The organism is Streptomyces violaceus (genome assembly GCF_036014075.1).
Lineage (GTDB): Bacteria > Actinomycetota > Actinomycetes > Streptomycetales > Streptomycetaceae > Streptomyces > Streptomyces violaceus.
The window spans coordinates 8,697,101-8,721,877 of sequence record NZ_CP107911.1 but is presented as its reverse complement, the minus strand read 5'-3'; the positions used below and the strand labels follow the sequence as shown (position 1 = coordinate 8,721,877).

The 24,777-nt window shown below is 71.4% G+C and carries 24 protein-coding genes and 1 pseudogene; 14 read left to right on the top strand and 11 right to left on the bottom strand.

The genetic code is table 11. From position 1 onward, the window contains the following. Window positions 1-147 precede the first annotated feature (147 nt). From OG542_RS39365 to OG542_RS39350, 4 genes are all read left to right on the top strand, one after another. A complete protein-coding gene (locus OG542_RS39365; RefSeq protein ID WP_328417486.1) occupies window positions 148-903 on the top strand; it encodes a dienelactone hydrolase family protein in 756 nt (251 codons plus the stop codon). Window positions 904-1,025: 122 nt separating this feature from the next. Beyond that, the gene (locus OG542_RS39360) at window positions 1,026-1,871 is read left to right on the top strand and encodes an MHYT domain-containing protein (RefSeq protein WP_328417484.1); all 846 of its coding nucleotides are present in this window, start codon (window positions 1,026-1,028) and stop codon (window positions 1,869-1,871) included. 46 nt (window positions 1,872-1,917) lie between these two features. Beyond that, window positions 1,918-3,423: a metallophosphoesterase family protein gene (locus OG542_RS39355; protein ID WP_328417482.1), complete on the top strand. Its 1,506-nt coding sequence runs from the start codon at window positions 1,918-1,920 to the stop codon at window positions 3,421-3,423. A 79-nt stretch (window positions 3,424-3,502) separates the two neighbouring features. Beyond that, entirely contained in the window at window positions 3,503-4,534 is a 1,032-nt protein-coding gene (locus tag OG542_RS39350; RefSeq protein WP_328417480.1) for an LLM class flavin-dependent oxidoreductase, read from the top strand. A gap of 15 nt (window positions 4,535-4,549) precedes the next feature. On the opposite strand, the gene OG542_RS39345 is transcribed toward OG542_RS39350, so the two are convergent. Next, window positions 4,550-4,975, bottom strand: a complete 426-nt coding sequence (locus tag OG542_RS39345) for a peptidoglycan-binding domain-containing protein (protein ID WP_328417478.1) — start codon at window positions 4,973-4,975, stop codon at window positions 4,550-4,552. 503 nt (window positions 4,976-5,478) lie between these two features. Here OG542_RS39345 and OG542_RS39340 point away from each other — a divergent pair. After that, window positions 5,479-6,015: a GNAT family N-acetyltransferase gene (locus tag OG542_RS39340; protein ID WP_328417476.1), complete on the top strand. Its 537-nt coding sequence runs from the start codon at window positions 5,479-5,481 to the stop codon at window positions 6,013-6,015. A gap of 179 nt (window positions 6,016-6,194) precedes the next feature. Then, window positions 6,195-6,812, top strand: coding sequence for an NUDIX hydrolase (locus OG542_RS39335; RefSeq protein ID WP_328417474.1), 618 nt, complete (start codon window positions 6,195-6,197; stop codon window positions 6,810-6,812). 23 nt (window positions 6,813-6,835) lie between these two features. On the opposite strand, the gene OG542_RS39330 is transcribed toward OG542_RS39335, so the two are convergent. After that, window positions 6,836-7,810: a TauD/TfdA dioxygenase family protein gene (locus OG542_RS39330; RefSeq protein ID WP_328417472.1), complete on the bottom strand. Its 975-nt coding sequence runs from the start codon at window positions 7,808-7,810 to the stop codon at window positions 6,836-6,838. Window positions 7,811-7,898: 88 nt separating this feature from the next. Next, window positions 7,899-9,443, bottom strand: a complete 1,545-nt coding sequence (locus OG542_RS39325; protein WP_328417470.1) for a glycoside hydrolase family 32 protein — start codon at window positions 9,441-9,443, stop codon at window positions 7,899-7,901. A gap of 158 nt (window positions 9,444-9,601) precedes the next feature. On the opposite strand from OG542_RS39325, the gene OG542_RS39320 reads away from it, so the two are divergent. From OG542_RS39320 to OG542_RS39305, 4 genes are read left to right on the top strand one after another with little or no spacing between them, the layout of a single operon-like run. Further along, window positions 9,602-11,011, top strand: coding sequence for an extracellular solute-binding protein (locus OG542_RS39320; RefSeq protein ID WP_328417468.1), 1,410 nt, complete (start codon window positions 9,602-9,604; stop codon window positions 11,009-11,011). Beyond that, on the top strand, window positions 11,008-11,964 hold the full coding sequence (locus tag OG542_RS39315; protein WP_328417466.1) for a carbohydrate ABC transporter permease: 957 nt from the start codon (window positions 11,008-11,010) through the stop codon (window positions 11,962-11,964). The genes OG542_RS39320 and OG542_RS39315 overlap by 4 nt, the downstream gene beginning before the upstream one ends. A 17-nt stretch (window positions 11,965-11,981) precedes the next feature. Continuing rightward, complete coding sequence (locus OG542_RS39310) at window positions 11,982-12,836, top strand: carbohydrate ABC transporter permease (protein WP_328417464.1); 855 nt, start codon at window positions 11,982-11,984, stop codon at window positions 12,834-12,836. Further along, on the top strand, window positions 12,833-14,215 hold the full coding sequence (locus OG542_RS39305) for a glycoside hydrolase family 32 protein (RefSeq protein ID WP_328417462.1): 1,383 nt from the start codon (window positions 12,833-12,835) through the stop codon (window positions 14,213-14,215). The genes OG542_RS39310 and OG542_RS39305 overlap by 4 nt, the downstream gene beginning before the upstream one ends. Here the strand turns inward: OG542_RS39305 and OG542_RS39300 are convergent. Then, complete coding sequence (locus OG542_RS39300) at window positions 14,178-15,242, bottom strand: LacI family DNA-binding transcriptional regulator (RefSeq protein ID WP_328418312.1); 1,065 nt, start codon at window positions 15,240-15,242, stop codon at window positions 14,178-14,180. The two genes, OG542_RS39305 and OG542_RS39300, sit on opposite strands and share 38 nt — an antisense overlap. 110 nt (window positions 15,243-15,352) lie before the next feature. On the opposite strand from OG542_RS39300, the gene OG542_RS39295 reads away from it, so the two are divergent. The 3 genes from OG542_RS39295 (at window position 15,353) to ligD (ending at window position 17,912) form a co-directional block, all read left to right on the top strand. Beyond that, on the top strand, window positions 15,353-16,183 hold the full coding sequence (locus tag OG542_RS39295; RefSeq protein WP_328417460.1) for an aldo/keto reductase: 831 nt from the start codon (window positions 15,353-15,355) through the stop codon (window positions 16,181-16,183). A 79-nt stretch (window positions 16,184-16,262) separates the two neighbouring features. After that, complete coding sequence (locus OG542_RS39290; protein WP_328417458.1) at window positions 16,263-16,874, top strand: DNA polymerase ligase N-terminal domain-containing protein; 612 nt, start codon at window positions 16,263-16,265, stop codon at window positions 16,872-16,874. Between the two features lie 6 nt (window positions 16,875-16,880). Further along, on the top strand, window positions 16,881-17,912 hold the full coding sequence (gene ligD, locus OG542_RS39285; protein WP_328417456.1) for a non-homologous end-joining DNA ligase: 1,032 nt from the start codon (window positions 16,881-16,883) through the stop codon (window positions 17,910-17,912). 9 nt (window positions 17,913-17,921) lie between these two features. Here the strand turns inward: ligD and OG542_RS39280 are convergent, their stop codons facing one another. The 4 genes from OG542_RS39280 to OG542_RS39265 form a co-directional block, all read right to left on the bottom strand. Further along, the gene (locus OG542_RS39280; protein ID WP_328417454.1) at window positions 17,922-20,264 is read right to left on the bottom strand and encodes an ATP-binding SpoIIE family protein phosphatase; all 2,343 of its coding nucleotides are present in this window, start codon (window positions 20,262-20,264) and stop codon (window positions 17,922-17,924) included. Between the two features lie 60 nt (window positions 20,265-20,324). Continuing rightward, entirely contained in the window at window positions 20,325-20,792 is a 468-nt protein-coding gene (locus OG542_RS39275) for a peroxiredoxin (RefSeq protein ID WP_328417452.1), read from the bottom strand. Then, window positions 20,789-21,169 carry a DoxX family protein gene (locus OG542_RS39270; RefSeq protein WP_328417450.1) on the bottom strand — a complete coding sequence of 127 codons (381 nt, stop codon included), beginning with the start codon at window positions 21,167-21,169 and terminating at the stop codon, window positions 20,789-20,791. Before OG542_RS39270 ends, OG542_RS39275 begins: the two co-directional genes overlap by 4 nt. Window positions 21,170-21,244: 75 nt before the next feature. Next, on the bottom strand, window positions 21,245-21,991 hold the full coding sequence (locus OG542_RS39265; RefSeq protein ID WP_328417448.1) for an AraC family transcriptional regulator: 747 nt from the start codon (window positions 21,989-21,991) through the stop codon (window positions 21,245-21,247). Window positions 21,992-22,081: 90 nt separating this feature from the next. Between OG542_RS39265 and OG542_RS39260 the strand changes: the two genes are divergently transcribed. Continuing rightward, window positions 22,082-23,239 (top strand): MFS transporter, encoded by a 1,158-nt coding sequence (locus OG542_RS39260; protein ID WP_328418310.1) that lies wholly within the window; start codon window positions 22,082-22,084, stop codon window positions 23,237-23,239. A gap of 162 nt (window positions 23,240-23,401) precedes the next feature. Here OG542_RS39260 and OG542_RS39255 read toward each other — a convergent pair whose 3' ends face one another. The 3 genes and pseudogenes from OG542_RS39255 to OG542_RS39245 all read right to left on the bottom strand — a co-directional run bounded on the left by OG542_RS39255 (window position 23,402) and on the right by OG542_RS39245 (window position 24,665). Beyond that, window positions 23,402-23,917 carry a MarR family winged helix-turn-helix transcriptional regulator gene (locus OG542_RS39255; RefSeq protein ID WP_261682629.1) on the bottom strand — a complete coding sequence of 172 codons (516 nt, stop codon included), beginning with the start codon at window positions 23,915-23,917 and terminating at the stop codon, window positions 23,402-23,404. 39 nt (window positions 23,918-23,956) lie between these two features. Beyond that, window positions 23,957-24,099, bottom strand: a pseudogene (locus tag OG542_RS39250) (ferredoxin). Window positions 24,100-24,176: 77 nt separating this feature from the next. Further along, entirely contained in the window at window positions 24,177-24,665 is a 489-nt protein-coding gene (locus OG542_RS39245) for a response regulator transcription factor (RefSeq protein ID WP_328417444.1), read from the bottom strand. Between the last annotated feature and the right edge of the window lie 112 nt (window positions 24,666-24,777).

Below are 24,777 nucleotides of genomic sequence, written 5' to 3'. Positions count from 1 at the left end.
GCCGTTCACGGTTGAACCGTGTGCGGGGGGAGGGCGAAATGCCCCGGGAAGCGGCGTGTCACGATGCCCGTGATCCGTCCGGTCAGCCGGACGGGTTCCTGGCCGAGACCCCGCAGGTCCGACACCCCGCAGAGAGGCAGCCCAGCCATGACCGCCGTACAGGGAACCGCTGTCGACATCCCTACCGAGGACGGCACCGCCGACGCGTATCTGACTCGTCCCGACGACGGGGCCGCCCATCCGGCGGTCCTGCTCTACATGGACGCCTTCGGTCTGCGTCCGCGCCTGCGGTCCATGGCCGACCGGCTGGCCGGTGAGGGCTACACGGTGCTGGTGCCGAACGTGTTCTACCGGCACGGTCGCGCCCCGCTTTTCGATCTGCCCGAGTTCATCGACCCGGGGGCGCGTCCGGAGATATTCGAGCGCATCATGCCGGTGATGCGGACCCTGACGCCGGACGTCGCGATGCGGGACGCCGCCGCCTATCTGGGCTGGCTGGCCGAGTCTCCCGCGGTGGCCGACGGCCCGGTCGCGCTGACCGGCTACTGCATGGGTGCCCGGCTCTCACTGCTCACCGCCGGCACCTACCCGGAGCGGGTCGCGGCCGCGGCCGGCTTCCACGGCGGGCGGCTGGCGACGGACACGCCGGACAGCCCGCACCTGGCGGCCGGCGAGATCACCGCCGAGCTGTACTTCGGCCACGCCGACCAGGACCCCTCGCTGCCGCCGGAGCAGATCGAGCGCCTGGAGGAGGCCCTGACGGCGGCGGGTGTCCGGCACCGCTGCGAGGTGTACCCGGGCGCTCCCCACGGTTTCACGCAGGCCGACACGGCGTCGTACCAGCAGGAGGGCGACGAGCGGCACTGGGCGGCTCTGCTCGACCTCCTGAAGCGCACATTCTGACCGAAGTCGACTCTCGATGAACGGAAGTTGTCGATCTACCGACGGTAAGGGCTTGCTTTCACGTGTCCATTGCCCGTAGACCTTGCCTCCACACCAGCCAAGACTCTGGGGGGAGTTGGCTTATGGACGGCACGGTCGACGGGTTCCGCTACGGTGCGGTGACCCCTGTTGCGGCCTATCTGATGGCTTGCCTGGGAGGTGCACTGGGGCTGCGGTGCATCGTGCGCACGCTGCTCAATACGCGATCCTGGAAGCCCGGCTGGCTGGCGTTAGGCGCCGCCTCCATCGGGTGCGGCATCTGGACGATGCACTTCATCGCCATGATCGGCTTCCACGTGGAGGAGACCCGGATCCGCTACGACGCGGCCACGACGGTGCTCAGTCTCGTCGTGGCCGTTGTCGTCGTCGGCATCGGCGTGTTCATCGTCGGCTACCGCGGCACGGGCCGCACGGTCCTGGCGGTCGCGGGTACCGTCACAGGACTGGGCGTCGCGACCATGCACTACCTGGGCATGGCGGCGATGCGGCTGAACGGCGACGTCGGATACGACCCGCTCGGTGTCGCACTGTCCGTGCTGATCGCCATCGCCGCCGCGACCGCCGCGCTGTGGTCCGCCGTCACGATCCGCAACCTGCTGATGAGCCTCGGGGCGAGCCTGGTGATGGGTGTGGCGGTGTCCGGGATGCACTACACCGGCATGGCCGCCGTCAGCGTCCATGTGCACGACACGGCCAACGGGACGTGGGCCGGCGACTCGCCCATGTCGCTGCTGCTGCCGATGCTGCTGGGACCGGTCGTCTTCCTGCTGCTGGCCGGGGTCGTGGTGATGTTCGATCCGCTGCTGGTGCTGGGCGAACGGCCCTCCGCGTCGCGTCCGGACACCTCCGCCCGGGGCTCGGTCGCGAACTCCGCCGCGTCGCCGGGCAGTTCGCGGCACGAAACGGCGCGGCCCACCCGCAGGCGGTGACGAACCCGCCGCGGACGGCTCCTGGTTCGATTGTTACGGTGCATCGGTGTCTGACTCCTCACGCGATACCGCCGAAGGCGCAGGCTGGAACAGCACCGAGCGCGGCGCGTACCAGCAGTTGATGCCGCAGCGGGTCGAGAAGATCTCCTGGCTGAACCCGAAGACGCTGTGGGACGCCCGTAACGGCGTGCTGGCCTCCTGGTTGGGTGACCCCACCGTCGGGATACGCGGCCGGTGGGTGGCACAGCGTGCGGCCACCGGCGCACCGGCCGACAAGGTGATCCGGCGCGAGGAGCCGGACCGGTTCTCCTTCCTCGTCATCGGCGACACCGGCGAGGGCGACGACCCCCAGTACGCCGTCGTGCCCGGCTTTCTGAAGACCGGTCAGGACACCAGCTTCGCCGTACTGGCCAGCGACGTGATCTACCCGGTGGGCAGCGCGGACGACTACGACACCAAGTTCTTCCGCCCGTACCAGGACTACCAGGCTCCCATCTACGCGATACCCGGCAACCACGACTGGTACGAGGACCTCGGCGGCTTCATGCGCGTCTTCTGCGACGACGCCCCGCCGCTGCCGCCCGAACCCCGGCCGCGTCCCCTCAGCCGGGCCTGGCTGCGGTCCCTGCTGTGGCACCGGCCGCGTCCGGACGACGGGCAACACCTGGCCGAGGCCCGCAAGTTGCGCTCCGACCCCGCCCAGCAGGCCGTCCAGCCGGGCCCGTACTGGGCGATCGACGCCGGACCGGTACGGATCATCGGCATCGACACGGGCCTGCTGGGCACCCTCGACGCAGAGCAGGGCACCTGGCTGCGCGAGGTCTCCCAGGGCCCTCGCCCGAAGATCCTGGTCACCGGCTCGCCCCTGTACGTGGACGGCAGACACGAGCCGTGCGCCATCGAAGGGGGCGGCACGGTCGACGACATCGTCCGCGACCCGGCGCACCACTATGTGGCGGCGATCGGCGGCGACATCCACAACTACCAGCGTTACCCCGTCCGCCTGGACGACGGACGCACTCTCCAGTACGTGGTGGCGGGCGGCGGCGGGGCGTTCATGCACGCCACCCACACCATCCCCCGCGTCTCCGTCGCGGACGTCACCGAGCAGGACTTCCGCTGCTATCCGCTGCGCGGTGACTCCCTCGCGTTCTACAGCCGGCTCTACGGCCGCCGGCTGCGTATGCGCCGCTTCTTCACGCTCACCGAGGCCGAGGCGACGGCCGTGATCGCCGAGCGCCTCGGCATCCGGCCGGCCCGTGCCCCGGGCGCCTCGGCCCGTGTCACCCGGCGCGTCCGCCTGGTCGCCGGACTGCTCGGCACCGGCCGCCGGCCCGACAAGGCCAAGCGGTTCCGGCTGCCCGTACGGAAGATCTACACGTCGCTGTTCTCGCCGAGCTCGGCGACCTACAGCCCGCCCTTCTTCAAGTGCTTCCTGCGCCTGGACGTCTCCCCGGACTCGGTCCGCCTGCGCTGCTACGCGGCCACCGGCGACCGCGCCCAGGAACTCTCCCCACCGATCGAGGACGAGGTGACGATCCCGCTGCGCTGACCCGGGGCGGCGGGAACAGCGCGGGCAGCCGCGGGGTTGGCACAGCCGTAGCCATTGAACGTTCAATGATGGAGGGTCCGTGCCTCTGACCTCACGACCGCTGCGCAAGCTGGGTTTCCTGACCATCGGGCTGTTCGACGGGGCGGACCCACGCCGCGGCCACGAGTCGACGCTGGAGATCATCGAGCTGGGCGAGCGGCTCGGCTTCGACAGCGCTTGGGTACGCCACCGCCATCTGCAGTACGGCATCTCCTCCCCCGTCGCGGTCCTGTCCGCGGCCTCCCAGCGCACCCGCCGCATCGAGCTCGGCACGGCGGTCATCCCGCTCGGCTGGGAGAATCCGCTGCGGCTGGCCGAGGACCTGGCCACCGTCGACCTGCTGTCCGGCGGCCGGCTCAACCCGGGCGTCAGCGTGGGCCCGCCGATGCACTTCGACCAGGTCAAGGGCGCGCTCTACCCGGACACGGCCGACGCCGAGGACTTCGGCCACGGGCGGGTGGAGCGGCTGCTGGACTTTGTGCGGGGCAAGCCGGCCACGGACTTCAGCGGGGTCGAGGGCTTCGAGGTCTTCTCGGACCGGGTGCAACCCCACTCCCCCGGCCTGGGCCGCCGTATGTGGTACGGCGGTGGCAGCCTGCGCTCGGCCCGGTGGGCGGGCGAGCACGGCATGAACCTCCTTACCAGCAGCGTCGTGAAGGCCGAAGGCCCCGACGGACCCTACGACTTCGCGGAGATCCAGCTCTCCCACATCCGCGCCTTCCGCGCCGCCCACCCCGACGGCGAGGCCGCCCGGGTCTCGCAGGGCCTCGTCGTCATCCCCACGGACTCGGCCACGCCCGAACAGCGCGCCCGGTACGAGGAGTACGCCGACCGGCGCACCCCTCGTACGACCGAACCGCAGGGCCCGGCGCGGCTGCTGTTCGCGCCGGACCTGGTGGGCACCTCCGCGGAGATCGCTGAGCGGCTGCACGCGCACGCCGCGTTCCGGGAGGTGGACGAGGTGGCGTTCGCGCTGCCGTTCGCGTTCGAGTACGAGGACTATGTACAGATCCTCACCGACATGGCGACGAAGCTCGGGCCGGCGCTGGAGTGGCGAGCGGGCACCCTCTAGGCCGTGTCCAGGCCCTCAACAGAAGGGAGCGTCCGGCGCGTTGGCCCAGAAGGACAGGAACGACCAAGTCTGGGCTCCGATGCGCCCGTCGACGACGATGCGGGCACATCGCTGGAAGTCCTCTGTCGCGGATTGCGTAACCGGGCCAAAGTCCCCGTCCTCGTCCAGGCCGGCGCCAATGGCCTGATTCAAGTAACACTGGGCTTGTTGGACTACCGCACCGGATGACCCCCGGCTAAGGCTGGGTCGTCTGTTGGTGTAGTTGCATACGTCGTCCGGCCCCTGCGCCACGAGGATTGCTGGACGCTTCAACTTATGTTCGGCCTGAGCGCTGGTCGCCGCGGCGGTCGCAGAAGTGCCGGGCGATGCCGCGAAAGTCGGTGGTCCTGCGAGGGAAATCGAAAGAGCCGCGGCCGCCGCGGCGGTGAGCACACGTCGCATCCTGATCACCTCCAGGTAGCATCCCATTTCTCATCGTGCGCTTCCCTCACGTGCGCTGCATCTCGGGGAGTGCTGTCGGCACTGCCGCGCAGGTTCACCGAGTTCCGATGCGGCTCCACTCGTGTCCGTCGAAACCGATGCCGCGAACTATCGCCGTGGCCCCGTCTCATAGATGCCCATCGGATATCGCTCAACTGATGCTCGTGTCAAAGGAATTGACGAACCATCGCTTGGCGAGCAATGACCGGGACTTGCCCGCGATCGTCTGCAACAACTGATGGTTCGCGGCGATGTGAACCGTGGCCTCGTGGGGGGGCAGGCAAGCTCTTCATACCGGGTCGCGACAGTCCGGTGCCGCTTGAGGCGGTCGATTCCGCCTCGACCGCATGCCGGGGCCTCATAGACAGACCGTCGTCGACGGGCCTTCGCGAGCCGGACCCTCACTCGGCGATCGGCTGAGCAATCGCCTGGCTCGTCCGCATAGGAGAGATCATCATGTGGGAATGTCTGAGAACTCATCCTCTGTAGCGCAGACGGTAGTGCGGCTCACTCGGTACACCAAGACGGATCAGGACGAGATCCTCGGCGAGGGCGATGATCCCTTCGGTGTTGCCGCGGCCCGTTTGGTCTGGCTGCCCAAGAAGGAACACTTCGGGATCAGGCACGGCGACCGGCTTGTGGCACACGCCGGCCTGCTACGGCTGCCGGTTGCCATTGGCGACACCGAGACAGAGGTGGTGGGCGTCGGTGGAGTGGCCGTCGCACCCGACATGCAAGGCCGGGGGTTGGCTCGTCTCGTGGTCACAACAGCACTGGACCATGCTCGCACGATGGGCCCCCGGCACGCGCTCCTGTTCTGCAGACCTCCCCTCGTGCCGCTGTACCATCGCCTCGGATGGCACCCGCTCGACGAGCAGGTAGTCGTCGAGCAACCAGAAAGCCGCCTGGTGGCCATGCCGTTGCGAACCATGGTGACGCCCCTGCGCGACAACGTGAACTGGCCTTCAGGGCCGGTGCGTCTGTACTCCCTCCCGATGTGACGGGCCCCGCCCAGCCTCACGTGCGCAGCGCCCCTTTGATCGGTGCACTGGCCACGCGGGACTGGTCGATGGGGCGTGGGTGTGGGCAGCGGGCTCGGCCCCGCGCAGGAAGACCGGTGGCAGCCTCTGACCTACATCCGGGGAGCAACGTTGTCAGTGCCTCCTGCCAGTATGCGCAGATGGCCTCAACTGACAGCCTGCTCAGCACCCCTGACGATCAGTCCCGCGCCCACCTTCTGGAGCTGATCGGTGCCATCGAACCGTGGGACCACCTGGAGCGCACTCATCTGGGGGCGGCCACGCAGTGGATCGCCGGCGCAGCTCCGCTCTACCGGGTGCGCAAGCCGGATGTTCCGGCGATGCACTTGGTGAGCTATTTCGTCGTCCTTGACGACACGCGCGGGCAACTGCTGCTCGTCGCGCACCGCAAGGCGGGCCTGTGGCTGCCGGCCGGAGGACACGTCGAGCCGGGTGAGGACCCGTGGGCCACGGTGGTCCGCGAGTGCCGTGAGGAGCTCGGCATCGCGGCCGTGGCGTCGCCGCTCACCGGCGAGCGTCCCCTCTTCCTCACCGTCACCCGGACCCGGGGGCAGGGCGCGCACACCGACGTCTCGCTCTGGTACCTCCTCGACGCCGGCGCCGACGCCGTCACCTCCTACGACCACGGAGAGTTCGACGCGATCCGGTGGCTGACCGACGAGCAGGTGCTCGAGGAGCCGGAGGAACTGCTCGACCCCCACATGCATCGCTTCACCCGCAAGCTGCAGCACACCCGGACCAGGAGGCATCGCACGTAGCCTGCCCGCCGAACCGGCGCGGGTCACCAACGGCCCGGTGCGGTCCCGGTGATCGCTTCCGACGGCTTGCCGTCCACCCCGGCGGGCACGTCCCCGGCGAGCATCACCCGGTGCATGATCCGCGGGTGGTCGAGGTGCGCGGTGTCGCCGGGAGCCAGGTGCATGGTGGCGCGGTTGTCCCAGAACGCCACGCTGCCCGGCTCCCAGCGGAACCGGACGGTGTACTCCGGCCGGACCGCCTGCTCGAGCAGCATGTCCAGGATCGCGCTGCTCTCGGGCCGGGAGAGGCCGGCGATCTGCTCGACGTAGTAGCCGTTGACGTAGAGGATCCGCTCCCCCGTCTCCGGGTGGACGCGCACCAGCGGGTGCAGCGAGGCGACCTGGCGGTCCAGCAGGTGCCGGACGTACGCGTCGTCGCCGGGCCGGGGCTGGTAGCCGACGCCGAGCCGGTGCTCGGCCCGCAGCCCGTCGACGAACTCCCGCAGCGGCGCGGAGAGTCCCGCGTATGCCGCCGCCAGGTTCGACCAGGTGGTGTCGCCGCCGTAGGGCGGTACGGTCTCGGCGCGCAGGATCGTCGCGGCGGGCGGGTCGATGCGGGCGCCGTGGTCACAGTGCCAGCCGCGCAGCAGGGTGTGGCGGCGGCGCCGCAGCCACTCGTCGTGCTCCATGCCGAACCGCCCGCCCAGTTCGAGGCGGTCCGCGGTCGTCTCGATCTCGGGGAAGTCCGGCGGCGAGGCCTTGCCGCGCCGGGGCAGCACCACGGTCTCGCCGAACCGGCGCGCGAACGCCACATGCCCGGTGTGGTCCAGCCGCTGCCCCCGGAAGAACACCACCTTCCACCGCAGCACCGCCGCCCTGATCGCGGCGACCACGGCGTCGTCGAGGTCCGCGGCCAGGTCGACGCCGCTGATCTCGGCGCCGATGCGCCCGGCGACCGGCTTCACCTCCACCCCGGTGTCCCGCGCCGCCTCGTCCGTGATCGGGCTGTCCGTCGTCATGAGCGCTCCGCTGGTCGTGGGCGTGTACCTGCCTTCCCGAAGATCGTGACAGCGATCTCCGCCCGAGGCGACACCGCACCCGCGCCCCTCACACCTCGAACTCCCGGATCGTGGTGTTCCGGAACACCGCCCTCCCGTCGATCGTGAACAGCGCCAGCCCGGTGTCGACCAGGTACGGGAAGGCCGCCGTCGAGTGCACGTACCGGCCGTCGTCCAGGAACAGTTCCACCGATGTGCGGTCGACCAGGACGCGGAGTGTCACCGTGCGCCGGGCCGGGTCGAAGGGGCTGTGGCTCTCCTGCCATCTGCCCGACATGTCCGGGGACACGGTGGGGCGGCGGTTGAGGTAGGCGTAGTCGCGGTGGACTCCGGCGTCGATGTGCCGGACGCCGTCCGGGGAGCGCCGCAGTTGCACTCCCGCACCGGTGAGCTGGTCCCAGGCGATCTCGCAGGTCAGCTCGTAGGCGGTGCCCCGGTAGTCGAGGACGCGGGTGCCGTCGACCGCCAGGTCGCCGAGCCGTACCGTGCGCGAGACGTACCGGTCGAGCGCGGCGACCGGCCGGGACACCAGGTGGTAGGTCCCGTCGGCCGCGCGCTTCAGCGTGATCTCGCGGACGATCGAGTCGGTGCCGTTGAAGCCGTCGCTGTCGATGGTGGGCGTGATGTGGGCGTAGTCCCAGTTGTTCAGCCAGCCGATCGCGTAGCGGGTCTCCTCGTCGAGCGTGCCGTCGGCGCCGCGTTTGTCGAAGGTGACGGCTCCGTACCAGTCCCAGCCGTGGTCGAGCCACTGCGGCTCGGCGGCGTCGGCGGTGAAGGCGCTGCCGTCGAAGGAGCCCGTCCAGTACGCGTACGTGTTCGGCAGCCCCGCGGCCTTGCCGTTGGCACTCACGCCGAGCACCCACTTCACCGTGCCGTCCCCGGCGCGGATCCGGAACAGGTCGGGGCACTCCAGCACGCCGATGCCGCCCTTGACGAAACCGCTCACGTACGTCCAGGACTTGAGGTCGGCGGAGTGGTAGAAGCCCACCTTGTCGTTCTCGGCGAGGGTCATCACCCACCGGCCGCGTTCCTCGTCGCGGATCACCTTGGGGTCGCGGAAGTCGCGCACTCCGGGGTTGGGCAGTACCGGGTCGGTCCCGTGCGGGGTGAACGAACGGCCGCCGTCGGTGGAGTAGTACAGGTACTGCGCCTGGTCGCTCGGGCCATCGTGCGGCGACATCGTGGCCAGGACGATGACCGCGCCCGCCCCGAAGCCCGCCGTGTCGTCCGTGTCGAGAACCGCCGAGCCCGACCAGACGTCGCCGTTGGGGGTGGTGTCCTTGGGTACGGCGATCCCCCGGTCCGTGAAGGAGACCAGGTCGGTGCTGGTGGCCAGGCGCCAGGCGGTGCCGACCTCGCCGGAGAGGTAGTCGGCGTTGTGGAGGTAGTAGTAGTGGTACGCGCCGTCGATCCAGACAGGGCGCTGCGGGTCGTTCTTCCACTGTTCGGGGACGGTGAAGTGATAGGCGGCGCGGTAACTCGCGCGTGCCGTCCGGGGCCTGGCCGCGGCCGGGCCCGCCGCGGCGGGCAGTATCGCGCCGGCCGCGCCCACGGCCGAACCGGCGAACAGCGCTCTCCTGCTGATCCCGCTCATCACACTCGTTCCTCTCGTCGGAAACGGCGGCTCATGAGACCAGGACTCTCGGACCTAACTCGTTAAAGGTCAAGCGGTCGCACGCCTTGACAGGTCTGCGCGGCGCTCACATCATCTGGGGCATCACCCCTCGTCTAACACGAGTTAGGCCCATAACGATGACCGACTCGCACCTCACCCGCCGCGCCCTCATGCGGTACGGCGCCTATGGCGCGGGGGCCGCCGCCCTGGCCGGCACCGCCGCGAGCTGGGACCGGCTCACCGGAGCCGACATCCCCGGCCGGGACGACGGCTCCCTCGTCGTCGCCACGCTGGGCCCCGCCTACGGGCCGGAGGCCATCCGCATGCTCCGGGAGGGCTTCCGCGAGCTGCACCCCGACATCAAGCTCCGGATCAACGCGGTGCAGGCCGTCGACTGGTCGGACTTCTTCGCGAAGATCCTCACCCAGGTCGCGGCGGGCACCGCCCCCGACCTCGTCTACGTCGCCACCGAGGGCGTGCAGCTGTTCGCGCAGCGACTCGGCGTGGCCCTGGACAAGTGGGTGCGTCGGGACGCGGCCGAGCTGAAGGAGTACTTCGCCGACGTCCACCCGTCGCTGGTGGAGTCGATGATGTACGAGGGCAGCCTGTACCAGCTGCCGGTGGAGTTCAACGCGGCCGACATCTACTTCAACCGGCAGGTGCTGCGCCGGGCCGGAGCGGAATTCCCGCCGGCCGACTGGACCCGCGACGACTTCACCGCGCTGCTGCGGGACATGAAGAAGTCCGGCGGCTCCCGCTTCACGCCGTACTTCTGGACCAACCGGCTCTGGGGCGGTGTGGTGCCCTGGCTGTTCGCGAACGAGACCAACCTGCTCGCCGAGTCCAAGGCACCCGGCGGGCAGTGGCTGTGGGACGGCTTCTATCCGGCGGCCCAGCGCAGCGGCCGCGGGGGCGGCTTCCGCTGGACGACGCCGCAGGCCACCCACGACCGCGTGGAGGAGGTCTACGACTATCTCGCCTCCCTCATCCAGGACGGTCTGTGCACCCGGCCCGAGGGCGGCAACGGCCAGAACCTCATCGGCGTGTTCTCCACCGGCCGGGTCGGTGTCACACCGGCGGGCGGCTTCTGGGCGGGCGGCCTGCATCTGGCGGGTATGAAGCGGGACGGGTTCGACGTGCAGTACTTCCCGCGCTGGCGCACCCAGCGCATGCAGTACGGCGCGGCGGGCTACGCGCTGCTGCGCACCTCGAAGATGCAGGACGAGGCGTGGGAGTTCATCAAGTACGCGGCCCGCAAGGACACCCTGACGCGGCTGTTCACGACGAACCAGACAACCCCGGCCCGCCGCTCGCTGCTGACCGCCGCCCGCTACGAGAAGTCGGGTCCGGCGCACTGGCCGGTCTTCTACGACACCCTCGACCGGTTCCCCGACACGGGCCCGATCCCGGCGCCGCCGCAGGTCGCGGAGGTCGAGCAGGTGCTGCTGAAGCACACCGGTACGGCCCTGGCCTCCCCGCGCTCGGTGCGTCCCGCGCTGCGCCGGATGCAGGGCGACCTGGAGAAGGCCATGGAGCGTGACGCATGACGAACACCCAGATACCACCCGCCCGGGCCGCACGCCCCAAGTCCGCACCCGCCCAGGCGGCACCGCGTCCCTCGGCCCGCGACCGGGGCACCCGGCTGCTGGCCACGCTGTTCCTGGCCCCGACGATCGTCGGCATCGTCCTGTTCACCGTCGTCCCCATCGTCGGCTCGGTGGTGCTCAGCCTCTTCCACTGGAACGTGATCGACTCGCCGAGTTACGCCGGGCTCTCCAACTACGGGGAGGTGTTCGGCGACTCGACCGTCCTGGTGTCCTTCCGCAACACGCTGGTGTTCATGGTGTTCGCGGTGGCGCTGCAACTGCTGATCGCGCTGGCGCTCGCGCTGACCCTCAACGGGCGGATGCCGGTGTGGCTGCGGTCGGTGTTCCGCTCGGCGTTCTTCTTCCCGCTCGTGCTGTCCGCCGCGTCGATCTCGGTGGTGATGAAGTACCTGTTCAACCAGGACTTCGGAGTGATCAACTGGCTGCTCGGCTTCGTCGGGATCGCGCCGGTCCCCTGGCTGACGTCGGAGAACGCGGCGATGACGACCGTGGTCCTGGTCTATGTCTGGCAGCAGTTCGGCTTCTCGTTCCTGCTGTTCATCGGCGGCCTGAACAACATCCCGAAGGAGATCCACGAGGCCGCCGCCCTGGACGGTGCGACCGGCCTGCGCAAGCACCTCACCGTCACCCTGCCGCTGCTGTCACCGACGCTGCTGGTCGCCTCGGTCGTCGGCATCATCAACGCGCTCCAGGTCTTCGAGCAGCCGTACGTCCTCACCAACGGCGGTCCCGGCGACTCCACCCGCACGGTCGTGATGGTGATCTACGAGACGGCGTTCGAGCAGTTGCGCTTCGGTGAGGCGTCCGCGGTGGGTGTGCTGCTGTTCGTGCTGATCATGGCGGTCACGGCACTCCAGTTCCGGCTCAGCCGGCGTTTCGTCCACTACCAGTGAGCCGGGTGAGTCTTCCCATGAGCCAAGCAACCCTGTCCTCAGGCCGTGTCCGGTACCGGCTGGCGCCCTGGGCGCGGATCGCCGGGCTGGCCGTATGCGCCCTGCTCACCCTCGGCCCCGTGGTGTGGACGGTCTCCACCTCGCTGCGCACGCCCGCCGAGGCGTTCGATCTGCCGCCGCAGCTCGTCCCGTCGAACCCGTCCACCGAGGCGTACCGCGGGGTGTTCGACCAGATCGACGTCTGGCTGCTGGCGCTGAACTCCACACTGGTGACCGGGCTGATCGCCGTCGGCCAGATGATCACGGCGGGTCTTGCCGGATACGCCTTCGCCCGGCTGGAGTTCCGCTTCAAGAAGCCGCTGTTCGGCCTGGTCCTGGCGACGATGATGGTGCCGTTGCAGGTCACCATCGTCCCGGTGTTCCTGGTGCTGAAGTCGATGAGCCTGACCGACACCCTGCTGGGACTGATCATCCCGGCCTTTCCGACCGCCTTCGGCACGTTCCTGATGCGGCAGTACTTCCTGGGCATGCCCAGGGATCTGGGCGAGGCGGCGATGCTGGACGGTGCCGGGCCCTGGCGGACCTTCCGGTCCGTGTACGCCCCGCTGGCCGCACCGGGCCTCGCGATCGTCGGCGTCCTGGCCTTCAACTACCACTGGAACGAGTTCTTCCGGCCGCTGATCCTCGAGACATCGGGGCAGAACTACACGTTGCCGCTGGGTCTGGTCTCCCTCCAGGGCAACCTCGGCACCGGCTCGATCTCCGTCGTGCTCGCCGGTGTCGTCCTCTCCATGATTCCCGCCGTCGCCGTGTTCGTCGTCGGCCAGCGCCCTCTGCGCGAGGGCATCACCTCCGCAGGAGTCAACCGTTGAGCCTCACCGCTCCCCCGCTGGACCCGCACGCCCCGCGCTTCCGGGTCCGCCCGCCCGCCAACTGGATGAACGACCCGAACGGGCCCTTCCGCTGGCGTGGCCGCCACCACCTCTTCTACCAGCACAACCCGGACGCCCCGGTGCACGCGAACGTCCACTGGGGACACGCCTCCAGCCCCGACCTCGTCCACTGGGAGCACCACCCGATCGCGCTCACCCCGACACCGGGCGGCCCGGACGAGGCGGGCTGCTGGTCGGGGTGCGTCGTCGACGACTCCGGCGTGCCGACGGCCGTCTACACCGGGGTCGACCGTGACCACGCCGGGCTCGGCACGATCTGCCTGGCACGGGCGGCGGACCCGGACGACGCCACGCTGGCCGAGTGGACTCCCCTGCCCACCCCGGTGGTCACGGGCCCGCCCGAGGGGCTGGACGTGGTGATGTTCCGCGACCCGTTCGTCTTCCGGCACGACGGACGGCGCCGGGCCTTGGTCGGCGCGGGGCACGCCGACGGTACGCCGTCGGTCCTGCTGTACGACTGCGACGACCTGACCGACTGGCGGTTCGCCGGTGTGCTCCTGGACGGCCGGGACCCGGCCGCCGCGGCGGCGTTCGGGGACCGGGCGACCGGCTGGGAGTGCCCGCAGCTCTACGCCACGCGGGGCGGCGAGTGGGTGCTGGTCGTGTCGCTGTGGGACGGCCACCCCTGGACCACCGGTTATGTGACGGGCCGTCTGGACGCGGATCATCGCCTCACGGCACGAACGGGCGGCCGGCTCGACCACGGCCGTGACTTCTACGCGCCCGCCGTGCTCCAGGAGCCGGACCGTGCCCTGATGTGGGGCTGGTCCTGGGAGGCCCGCGAGCAGGGCGAGACCGACTGGGCCGGTGTCCTGACCGCTCCCCGGGTCGTCGACGTCCATCCGGACGGGTCCCTGCGGGTGGCCCCGGCCCCGGAGCTGCACGGGCTGCACGCCGCAGAGCCGTTCGTCACCGCCCCGGGCCGGGCCGCGCTCCCGGAGGCCTACGACCTGACCGTCAGCGCCCGCAGCCACACCCGCGTGACTGTGCTGCGGTCGGCCTCGGGAGCCGAGATCACGGTCTGTCTGGACCCTGAAGAGGGCACCGTGACACTCGACCGGAGCCACTGGCCCCGCAAGGAGGCCGAGGCGCCCACGCCGGTCGTCGTCCATGTTCCGCCGCACGAGGAGCTCACGGTGCGCGTCCTGGTCGACGGTTCGCTGTACGAACTGTTCGTCGGCGACCGGGCCACAGTCACTGAGCGCATCTACCAACGAGCCGATGACACAAGGGAGTTGAGCGTCACTCCCGGTGCGGCCGTCACCGGATGGGCGCTGGTCCCACCGACACACGGCTGATCACCGGGCAGGCCAGGCGCCGCACGGTGGCGGGCGGTGTCCGTCCGGTGGCGATGGCGTCGAGGAGGAGCCGAGTCGCGGCCTCCCCCATCGCCCGGTGGGGCAGCGCGATGGTGGTGAGGGGCGGCGCGAGGTACGCGGCCATGTGCTCCTGGTCGTCGTAGCCCACCACCGACAATTCGCCGGGTACGGAGAGGCCGCACCGGGTCGCGGCGTGCAGGACGCCGGCCGCGACCCGGTCGTTGTACGTGAAGATCCCGGTCGGGCGCCGGTCGGCCGGGGCCCCCTCGAGGAGGCGGACGGCGCCCTCGTACCCGCTGGAGATCTCGCCGCCGGTCCGCACGACCCAGTCCCTGGGCACGGTGATGCCCTCGGCGCGCAGTGCGTCGCGGAAGCCGCGCAGCCGCTCCGCCGAGGCGATGTCGTCCTGCCCGCCGACGAGCGCGACCCGCCGGTGCCCCTGCTCCAGCAGCAGCCGAGCCGCCGTCCGGCCTCCCGCTCGCTCGGCGGGGACGACGGCGGGCAGCGAGTCGTCCTCGGGCAGGCAGTTGGCCAGCACGGAGTGGGTGCGGTGCAAGCCCTCGGGGACGCGGACGCGGCGCAGGGACATGGCCGCGTAGATGATGCCGTCGACGCGCCTGTCGAGGAGTTCGGCGACCGCCGCGTCCTCCTTGGCCGGGTCGCCGCCGGAGTCGACGGTGAGGACCAGGTGCTCGCCCGTCCAGGCGGTGTCCATGGCGCCGCGCAGCAGCCGCCCGGCGAACGGCGAGGAGGCGATCTCGTCGGTGACCAGGCCGATCACGGCCGTACGGCTGCGGCGCAGGCCGCGGGCGACGGGGTCGGGCCGGTAGCCGAGCTGGGTGGCGGCCTGCCGGATGCGTTCCTGGGTGGCGGGCGAGAGGTTGCCGTCGGCCCGGCCGTTGAACACGAAGGACACCGCGGTGTGCGACACGCCGGCGAGCCGGGCGACGTCCCGCGAGGTGGGACGCCCCGATCCCGACGCCGGCTTCCTTTCGGCGCTGCCCATGCCGTCCGCCGCCCTCATCCCCCCACCCGTCCGGTTGATCATTGCTCACCCTATCCGTGACGCTGGAGGGACGACACAGTCGCACGCACAGTCAAGGGGAAGGTCCGACAGTGATCAGCATCCCGGCACACACGCTCAACGACGGAACGACGCTCCCCGCCCTGGGCCTGGGCACCTGGCCGCTCGGCGACGACGAGGCGCAGCAGGCGGTGCTCTCGGCCCTGGAGGCGGGCTACCGCCTGATCGACACGGCGACGAACTACCGCAACGAGACGGGGGTGGGCCGTGGAGTGGCCTCCGGTGTGGTGCCGCGCGAGGAGATCGTCGTGACGACGAAGCTCCCCGGCCGGCACCACGGCTACGAGGAGACCCTCGCCTCGTTCGAGGAGTCCCGGGCCCGCCTGGGCGTGGAATACGTCGACCTGTACCTGATCCACTGGCCGCTGCCGCGCGTGGACCGGTACGTCGACGCCTGGAAGGCCATGATCAAGCTGCGCGAGGACGGGCTCGTCCGGTCGATCGGCGTCTCGAACTTCACGGCCGGGCACATCGAGCGGCTGGAGAAGGAGACCGGTGTACTGCCCTCGGTCAACCAGATCGAGCTGCACCCGTTCCTGCCGCAGGACGACCTGCGGGCCTTCCACACGGGCAAGAACATCGTCACCGAGAGCTGGAGTCCGCTGGGCCGGGGCACGCCCCTGCTGGACGACCCGGAGGTGACGCGGATCGCCGAGGCGCACGGGGTGTCGGCCGGGCAGGTGGTCCTGCGCTGGCACACGCAGCTGGGCGCGGTGCCCATCCCGAAGTCGGCGAACCCCGAGCGGCAGCGCGCCAACCTCGACGTCTTCGGCTTCGAGCTGAGCGAGGACGAGATGCGGGCCGTCGCCGACCGGGCGCAGCGGCGGGTCGGCGGGGACCCCGAGGTGCACGAGGAGTTCTGACGGGTACCCGGGGCCCAGCGCGAGCTGTGTCCGGGCCGGCGCGGACGGCTCGCGCCCGCGAGGCAGGAAGGAGCCGCAGGTGGCTGAGCGGGACCGGCTGCGGGACTACCGCGGCAAGCGTGACTTCGACCGGACCGGCGAGCCCCGGGGACGCGGGACGCCCGCCGGGGACATGCCCCGGTTCGTGGTGCAGATCCATGACGCGAGCACGATGCACTTCGACTTCCGGTTGCAGGTGGACGACGTACTGAAGTCCTGGTCGATCCCCAAGGGCCCCTCGGCGGACCCGAAGGACAAGCGGCTGGCGGTGCCCACGGAGGACCATCCGCTGGAGTACGAGGAATTCGAGGGCGTGATCCCCCGCGGCGAGTATGGCGGCGGCACCGTGATCGTCTGGGACCACGGCACGTACGAGCCGCTGAGCCACGACCGCGAGGGCCGGCCCGTGGACTTCGCGGAGTCGCTGGAGCACGGGCATGCCACGTTCCGGCTGAGCGGGTCGAAGCTGCACGGCGAATACGCCCTCACCCGGTTCCGCGACGGGGCGGACGGGGGCGAGGAGGCCTGGCTGCTCGTGAAGCGGGCCGGGGGACGTGCCCGGACGCACGGAGCTCCCGATCCGCGCCGGGCGCGGTCGGCCAGGTCCGGCCGTACCCTCGCCCAGGTCGCCTCGGACGCGGCCGGGGAGTGAGCGGCGATGGCCGGGCTTCTTCAGACGCTGCCTGCCGAGCAGCGGCGGCTTGTGGGCCCTGCGCAATCCGGGGCGGAACTGGCTGCCCGCCCGATGCTCGCCACGCTGAGCGACCGGCGGGATTTCTCGGCCCCGGGTGAGGAGTGGGTGTTCGAGCGGAAGCTGGACGGTATCCGGGTGCTGGCGGTCCGGGAGGGCGAGCGGGTGACCCTGCTGTCCCGGTCAGGCCGCCGGCTCAACGACACTTATCCGGAGATCGTGGACGCGCTGGCGGCCCAGTCGGGCACGGACTTCGTCCTCGACGGGGAGATCGTCGCGTTCTCGGGCGGGCGCACCGACTTCGCGCGGCTCCAGCAGCGCATGGGGCTGACCCGGCGTCAGGACGTGGCGGCGAGCGGGGTGGCCGTGACGTACTACGTGTTCGACCTGTTGCGGCTGGACGGCTCCGACATCCGGGACCTGCCGTTGCGGGCCCGTAAGTCGGTGCTGCGCCGGGCGCTGAGGTACCGGTCCCCGCTGCGGCTGACGCCTCATCGCAACGCGGGCGGCGCCGAGCTGCTGGCGGAGGTCTGCGCCCGGGGCTGGGAAGGTCTGATTGCCAAGCGCGCCGACGGTGTCTACGAGCCGCGGCGGTCGGCGGATTGGCTGAAGCTGAAGTGTTCCCAGGGGCAGGAGTTCGTCGTCGGCGGTTTCACCGAACCGGCCGCGAGCCGGGTGGGGCTCGGCGCGCTGCTCCTCGGCTATTACGAGGGCGAGCGGCTGCGGTACGCGGGCAAGGTCGGCACGGGTTTCGGCCGGCGTACGCTGCTCGACCTGCGCGAGCGGCTAGACGCGCTGCGGGAGTCCGCTTCGCCGTTCGACGGGCCGGTGCGGGAGGCGGGTGCGCGGTGGGTGAGGCCGGAGCTGGTGGCGCAGATCGCGTTCACCGAGTGGACCCGTGACGGCATGCTGCGCCACCCGCGGTATCTCGGCCTGCGGGACGACAAGAAGCCGCGGGACGTGGTGCGGGAACGCCCGTCGGGGCGCGTGGCCGCTTGAGCGGCCCGGTCAGAACAGCGACGTGAGCGGCTGCTCGCACCAGATGGTCTTGCCCCTGGTGGTCTGCCGGCTGCCCCAGCGCTGGGTGAGCTGGGCGACCAGCAGCAGTCCGCGGCCGCCCTCGTCGTCCTGGTGGGCCCGCCGCAGGTGCGGGGAGGTCGAACTGCCGTCGGACACCTCGCAGATGAGGGTCTGGTCACGGATCAGGCGGAGCTGGATGGGCGCGGCGCCGTACCGGATGGCGTTGGTGACCAGTTCGCTGACGACCAGTTCGGTGACGAAGGCCGTCTCGTCCAGTCCCCACGCGGTGAGCTGGTCGGTGGCGGCCTGCCGGGTGACGGCCACCTCCGCGGGGTCCGAGGTGACGTCCCAGGTGGCGACCTGGTCCGCACCCAGCGCCCGGGTGCGGGCCAGCAGCAGCGCCACGTCGTCGCTGGGCTCCTCGGGCAGGACGGCCTTCAGCACGGTGTCGCAGAGGGCGTCGAGCGAGTCGGCGGGCACGGTCAGGGCGCGGCACAGCTCGTCGGTGGCGTGGTCGACGTCGCGGTCGCGGTCCTCGATGAGTCCGTCGGTGTAGAGGGCGACGACGGAGCCCTCGGGCAGTTGGAGCTCCGTGGCCTCGAACGGCAGTCCTCCCACGCCCAGCGGGGGCCCGGCGCTCATGGGGATCAGCCGGGCGGATCCGTCGGGCAGCACCAGGGCGGGGGCGGGATGCCCGGCTGCGGCCAGGCTCAGCCGACGCGTGACGGGGTCGTAGACGGCGTAGAGGCAGGTCGCGCCGAGTTCGGCGACCTCGTCGCCCTCGTCGTCCGACGCGAGATGGGTGACCAGGTCGTCCAGGTGCGTGAGGAGTTCGTCGGGCGGCAGGTCCACGTCGGCGAGGGTGCGTACGGCCGTGACCAGCCGGCCCATGGTCGCCGAGGAGGGGATGCCGTGACCCACGACGTCCCCGACGACCAGCGCGACCCGGCTGCCGGACAGCGGGATCACGTCGAACCAGTCGCCGCCGATGCCGGCCGCCGAGCCGGAGGGCAGATAGCGGTGGGCCACCTGGACGGCGGCCTGGCCGGGCAGCCCCCTCGGCAGCAGGCTGTGCTGGAGGGCCAGCGCGGTGGTGCGTTCCCGGGCGAAGCGGCGAGCGTTGTCGACGCAGACCGCGGCCCGGCTGGCGAGTTCCTCGGCGAAGACGGCGTCGTCGGCGGCGTAGTCGTCCACCTGCTTGATGCGCACGGCCACGGCGACGCCGAGAGTGGTGCCGCGGGCCCGCAGCGGCACCGCCATCATCGAATGGACGCCCTTGCGGTAGGGGCGTCCTTGCGGGGCGCGCGTGTTGCGCTCGGCGACCCACCGCATGAAGGACGGCTCCCCCGCCTGGCTGAGGATCGCGCGACCCTCCCGCATCGCCCGGGCGATGGGTGAGAAGCCGGGGTAGAGGTCCACTTCTCCCAGGCGGACGGCGGCTTCCGGGGTGCCTTCGGTGTGGGAGCCGTGAGCGACTCGGCGCAGCACGATCTCCTCGGTGGGTACGGTCGGCGACTCCTCCGCGCCGAGGACCCAGTCGAACAGGTCCACGCTGGCGAAGTCGGCGAACCGGGGCACCACGACCTCGATCAGTTCCTCGGCCGTGCGGACCACGTCCAGGGTGGTGCCGATGGTGGCGGCGGCCTGGTTCAGCAGGGCCAGCCGCTGCCGGGCCCAGTACTGCTCGGTGCTGTCGAACGCCGCGAGGGCGGTGCCCAGGACCTCACCGGAGTCGTCCCGGACGGGCCACATCTCGATGCTCCAGGCGTGCTCCCGGTTCAGGGACGGTGCGCCCGTGAAGCTCTCATAGCGCACCGGCCTGCCGGTATCGGAGACATGCCGCAGATGCCAGTTGAAGCCCTTGCTGTGCTCGGCCTCCTCGACGGTCTCCGGGAAGGGCCGGCCGAGCAGCGTCTCCTCGGGTACGCCCATCACATGGCAGGCCGCGTCATTGAGCCGCAGATAGCGCTGGCTGGTGTCGAACACGGACATCGACATCGAGGCCTGCTGGAAGGCCTGGCCGGCCAGCGACGTCTCGGCGTTGCCGGGGGGCTCGGCGGTGACGACGAATCCGCCCGCCTCCCCGTCCGGGCCCGCCACCGCGCACCCGCTGACGCGGAGCCCGATCAGATAGCCGTCGCGGTGCCGCACCATGACGGTGCCCGACAGCGCGGACACCGCCTCGGGCGGCACCTTCTCGGCGAGCAGCTCCCGTACGGCCCGGCCCACGGCCTCCTCGGCCGGATATCCGGTCAGCCGGCGGGCACCCTCGCTCCACCCCGTCACAATGCCGCGGGCGTCGATGATCGCAGCAGCGGAGGCGTCCTCCATTCGTCCAGGATCATCCCTTTGACGCCCGCTATCAACCGCTGCGACGCATTCGTGACGGTGTCAGCTCCGATGAGCGCGCAGGGCGGCGAGCGCCCGGTCGGCGTGGGCGTTCATGCGCAGTTCGCTGCGGACGACGTCGAGGACGGTGTGGTCCTGCGCGATGACGAACGTGGTCCGTTTGGTGGGCGCCAGGGAGAAGCCGCGCTTCACGCCGAACCGCTCGCGGACCGTGCCGTCGGCGTCGGACAGCAGGGGCATGCCGAGGGAGTGCTGTCCGGCGAACTCCTGCTGCCGCTCGACGGTGTCCCCGCTGATGCCGACGGGGCGTGCGCCGGCGGCGGCGAACTCGGCGGCGAGGTCGCGGAAGTGGCAGGCTTGTGCGGTGCAGCCGGGGGTCAGGGCGGCCGGGTAGAAGAAGAGCACGACCGGGCCCTCGGCGAGCAGCCCGGACAGGGTGCGGACGGTGCCGGTCTCGTCGGGCAGCTCGAAGTCCTCGACCTTGTCCCCGGTCTCCACGCGTGCGCTCATGACCGGCCCTTCGCGTTCCGTGCGACGCCGCGGGCCCAGAGCACGAGGGGCACCTGCAGGGGCAGGCGCCCGAAGGCGGCGGCCTTCTGCGGCGTGGGGCGGTGGCGCCAGTCGGCGGCCATCTTCACGTTGGCGGGGAACACCCCGACGAAGAAGGCCGCCGAGGCCAGCGCGGCCGCCTTGCGGGTACGCGGGGCCGCCAGCCCCGCGGCCAGCGCCAGCTCGGCGGCACCGCTGGCGTAGGTCCAGGTCCTGGGCGTGCCCGGCAGGCCGCGCGGGATGGTCGCGTCGAACGAGCGTGGGGCGGCGAAGTGGGCGACCCCCGCGGCGGCCAGCAGGCCGGCGAGCAGCAGGGGCGAGCGTTCGGACCGGGACACGGTTCCTCCTCTGATGGCCTGCCGCGCGATATTACCGGGCGGTAAAGGGGCGGGCGGACCGGGGGGTTCACCAGGTCAGGCGCGGCGGTTGTGCGTGCCCGGGGTGTAGCCGAACGAGCGGCGGAAGACATCGATGAACGCGCTGGCGGAGGACCAGCCGCAGCGGTGGGCGACGGTCGTGACGGGCAGGCCGTCGGCCAGCATCCGCAGGGCGTGGTAGAGCCGCGACTGCGTGCGCCACTGCGGGAACGTCATGCCGAACTCGGCGCGGAAGAGCCGGCTGAGGGTGCGCTCCCCCGCCCCGGTCGCGGCGCCGAGGGCGGCGAGGGTGCGCACGTCGGCGGGGTCGGCGTGCACGAGCGCGCAGACGGCGGCCAGCCGCTGATCGGCGGGCGTGGGCAGGCGCAGCGGCTGCTGCGGCGAGAGGCGCAGCTGGTCGCGCAGGACGGCGCGCAGCCGGCGGCGCTCGGGACTGTCGTCGCCCGGGTCTCGGGTGTAGGCGAGGATCAGCTCGCGCAGCAGGGGGCTGACGGCGAGGACGGCGGGGTGGTCCAGGCCGAGGGGATTGTCGTCCGCGGGCAGGCCGACCAGGTGCAGGTCGAGCCGGCCGTGGGCGCGGTGGGCGTGCACGGTGCCGGCGGGTACCCAGATGGCGCGTGTGCCGGGGGCGAACCAGGTGCCGGCGTCGGTGGTGACGGCGACGACGCCGGAGCCCGCGTAGACGATCTGGTGGTCGTCGTGGCGGTGCGCGTCGATGCGGTCCCCGGCGGTCAGCCGCTGGGCACGGGTCGGCGCCTCGGGGGTGTGGCGGATGCTCGGCACAGTCCGGCAGATTATCGGAAGCGGGCCATGCGCGGCGCCGACGACGATCGCCGGGTGACCGCTTCGAGACGCGACCGACCCGTCCTGTTGATGTCCCTGGGGCACGCCTGCGTGGACGTGTACCAGGGGGCCGTGGCCGCTCTGGTGCCGTACTTCGTCGCCGAGCGTGCCTACTCCTATGCCGCCGCGTCGGGTGTCGTCCTGGCGGCCTCCCTGCTGTCGTCGCTGGTGCAGCCGCTGTTCGGAGTGCTCACCGACCGGTGGGCGATGCCGTGGCTGCTGCCGCTCAGCGCGCTGACGGCCGGGGCCGGCGTCGCTCTGAGCGGGGTGACCGGCTCCTACGCGCTGACTCTGGCGGTGGTCGCCGTGTCGGGGGTCGGCGTGGCCGCGTACCATCCGGAGGCCGCCCGGGTGGCGCGGGCCGTGGCAGGCGGCCGGCATACGGGGATGAGCTGGTTCTCCTTCGGCGGCAACGCCGGTTTCGCCCTGGCACCCCTGCTGGTCTTCGCCGTGGTGGCCACGGGAGGGCTGCGCGCCTCTCCTCTCCTGGCCGTCCCGGCCCTGGCGGGGGCGGCTCTGTGTGCGGCGGCGGTGCGTTCGGCCGGGTCACGCGCCGGGGGTGACGGTGCGTCCGTCGTCGCGGGCCGCGACGACTGGGGGTCCTTCCTGCGCCTGTCCGGTGCGGTGGTGTGCCGCTCGGTCGTGTTCGTCGGCCTGGGCGCGTTCGCCTCGCTGTATGTGCGGGAGCGCACCGGCGGTGGGGAGGCGGCCGGTACGGCGGCGCTGTTCGTGCTCTACGCCGGCGGTGCGGTGGGCACGCTGGCCGGGGGCAGGCTGGCCGAGCGGTACGGGCGGATGGCGGTGGTGCGCCGGTCGTACGCCCTGACCGTCCTGGCCGTGGCCGGTCTGGTCCTGGCGCCCGGGCCGCCGGTGTATCTGTTCGTCGCGCTGACGTCGGCGGGCCTGTACGTGCCGTTCTCGCTGCACATCACCCTGGCCCAGGACTTTCTGCCCCGGCGCGTGGGCACGGCGAGCGGTGTCACGCTGGGCCTGACCGTGAGCGTCGGCGGCCTCGCCGCCCCTGTGATCGGAGCGCTGGCCGACGCGACGTCCCTTCGGACAGCGCTGCTGCCGCTCATCGCGCTGCCCGCTCTGGGCCGGCTGCTGCTGTGCCGACTGCCCGAGCCCGCACCGCCGGGCCCCGCGGTCGCCGAGCGGGCGGATCCACGGAACCCGGCCGCAGCTTGACCGGGAATCAGGCCCTGCTCGCCCGCCGGGACGGACGGGCACCGGGGGCAGGTGCCGCCGCTCGGCGCCTGTGCGCCCCGGGGAGCACAGGCCGACCGCCCGGCAGGGCACACGGCGACCTGGAATCAGGCGCCGCCGACCGGAGCACACGGCGCCGGGGGATCAGGCGCTGCCCGCCGGGGCGGTCTGGGGCTCGGGCTCCTCCTCCACGGCGTGGGCGAGGAAGTCGTCGACCATGCGGTGGAAGAGGCCGGCGAGCTGCCGCAGCTCCTCGGGCGACCAGGCGGACAAGGCCATCTGCATGCCGCGGACGCCGGCCTCGCGGACCTTGGCGATCGCCTGCCGGCCGGCGTCGGTGAGCTCGATGCGCTGGGCGCGGCGGTCGTCGGGGTCGGGGACGCGGGTGACGTAGCCGGACTTCTGCAACTGCTGCACCGTGCGCGTGACGTGCGAGGCCTCCACACCGAGCCGCGCGGCGAGTTCCCCCGGCCGCAGCGGCTCGGAGTCGGCGACCTGCCGCAGCAGTGCCACGGCTGCCCGGTCGAGCGGCACGCCCGCCAGGGCCATCAGTCGCTCGTGCTGGCGGGCGCGCGTGCTCAGGTACGTGATACGGGTGAGCGCACGCTCGATCTCGATCACTTCCGGGGAGGGGACGTCGGGGAGCGGTGGTGTGGACATGGGGGCCACTTTACCATCTCGTTGCGTAACTCAAGTAAATCATTCCACCAGCCGGATCGCGGCGGCCGGGCAGATCGCCACCGCCTCACGCACCTCCTCCAGGGAGTCCGCGAGGGCCGCTCGTCCAGCGCGAAGGCGACGCCGTCCTCCTCGCGCTGATCGAAGACCTCGGGGGCAGTCATCACTCACTGCCCCGAGGCGACGCATTTCGGCTCGTCCAGTTCCACACGCATGGTTGTTCTCTCCTCCAGTTGGCGCGTCACCAGGTGACGGGCAGTTCGTAGACGCCGTAGACCGATCCGTCGCGCTTGAACGGCAGGCTCTCCACCGCGGCGGCGACCCGCTTGGGGTCGTCGGTGGCCAGGACTTCGGCCACGCGGAAGGGCTTGGTGACGTAATCCGTCTCCCCCGGGCCGAGTTCGGGCAGCAGACCGGGAAGGGAGTCGCACACCGTCAGCAGCAGGGCCGGCGGACGGTGCACGAGCGTGACGGGGCGCCGCCGGCCCAGCTCCGCCAAGTCGGGCATCTCCCCGTCGAGGACGACCAGATCGAACCGCTGCCGTTCGACCCGCGCGAGCGCCTCCACCCCGGAGTCGGCCAGGCTGATCCGGTATCCCGCCAACTCCGGGGTGGTGGACAGCAGTTCCGCGAGCTCCGGCTCCCGCGTGACGACCAGCACGTGCTGCCCGTCCCCGCGCGCGAGCGTCGACGTCTCACGGAGAGTGCCGTACGGCGACGAGGTAGCCATAGGCCCACCCTACCGCCCTACTTGCCTGACTCAAGCAATGCCAACCGCCGCCGGACTCGGGGCACCGACGCCGTTCAGGCGAAAGACACGGAGAACGCGCGTGACCGCACCC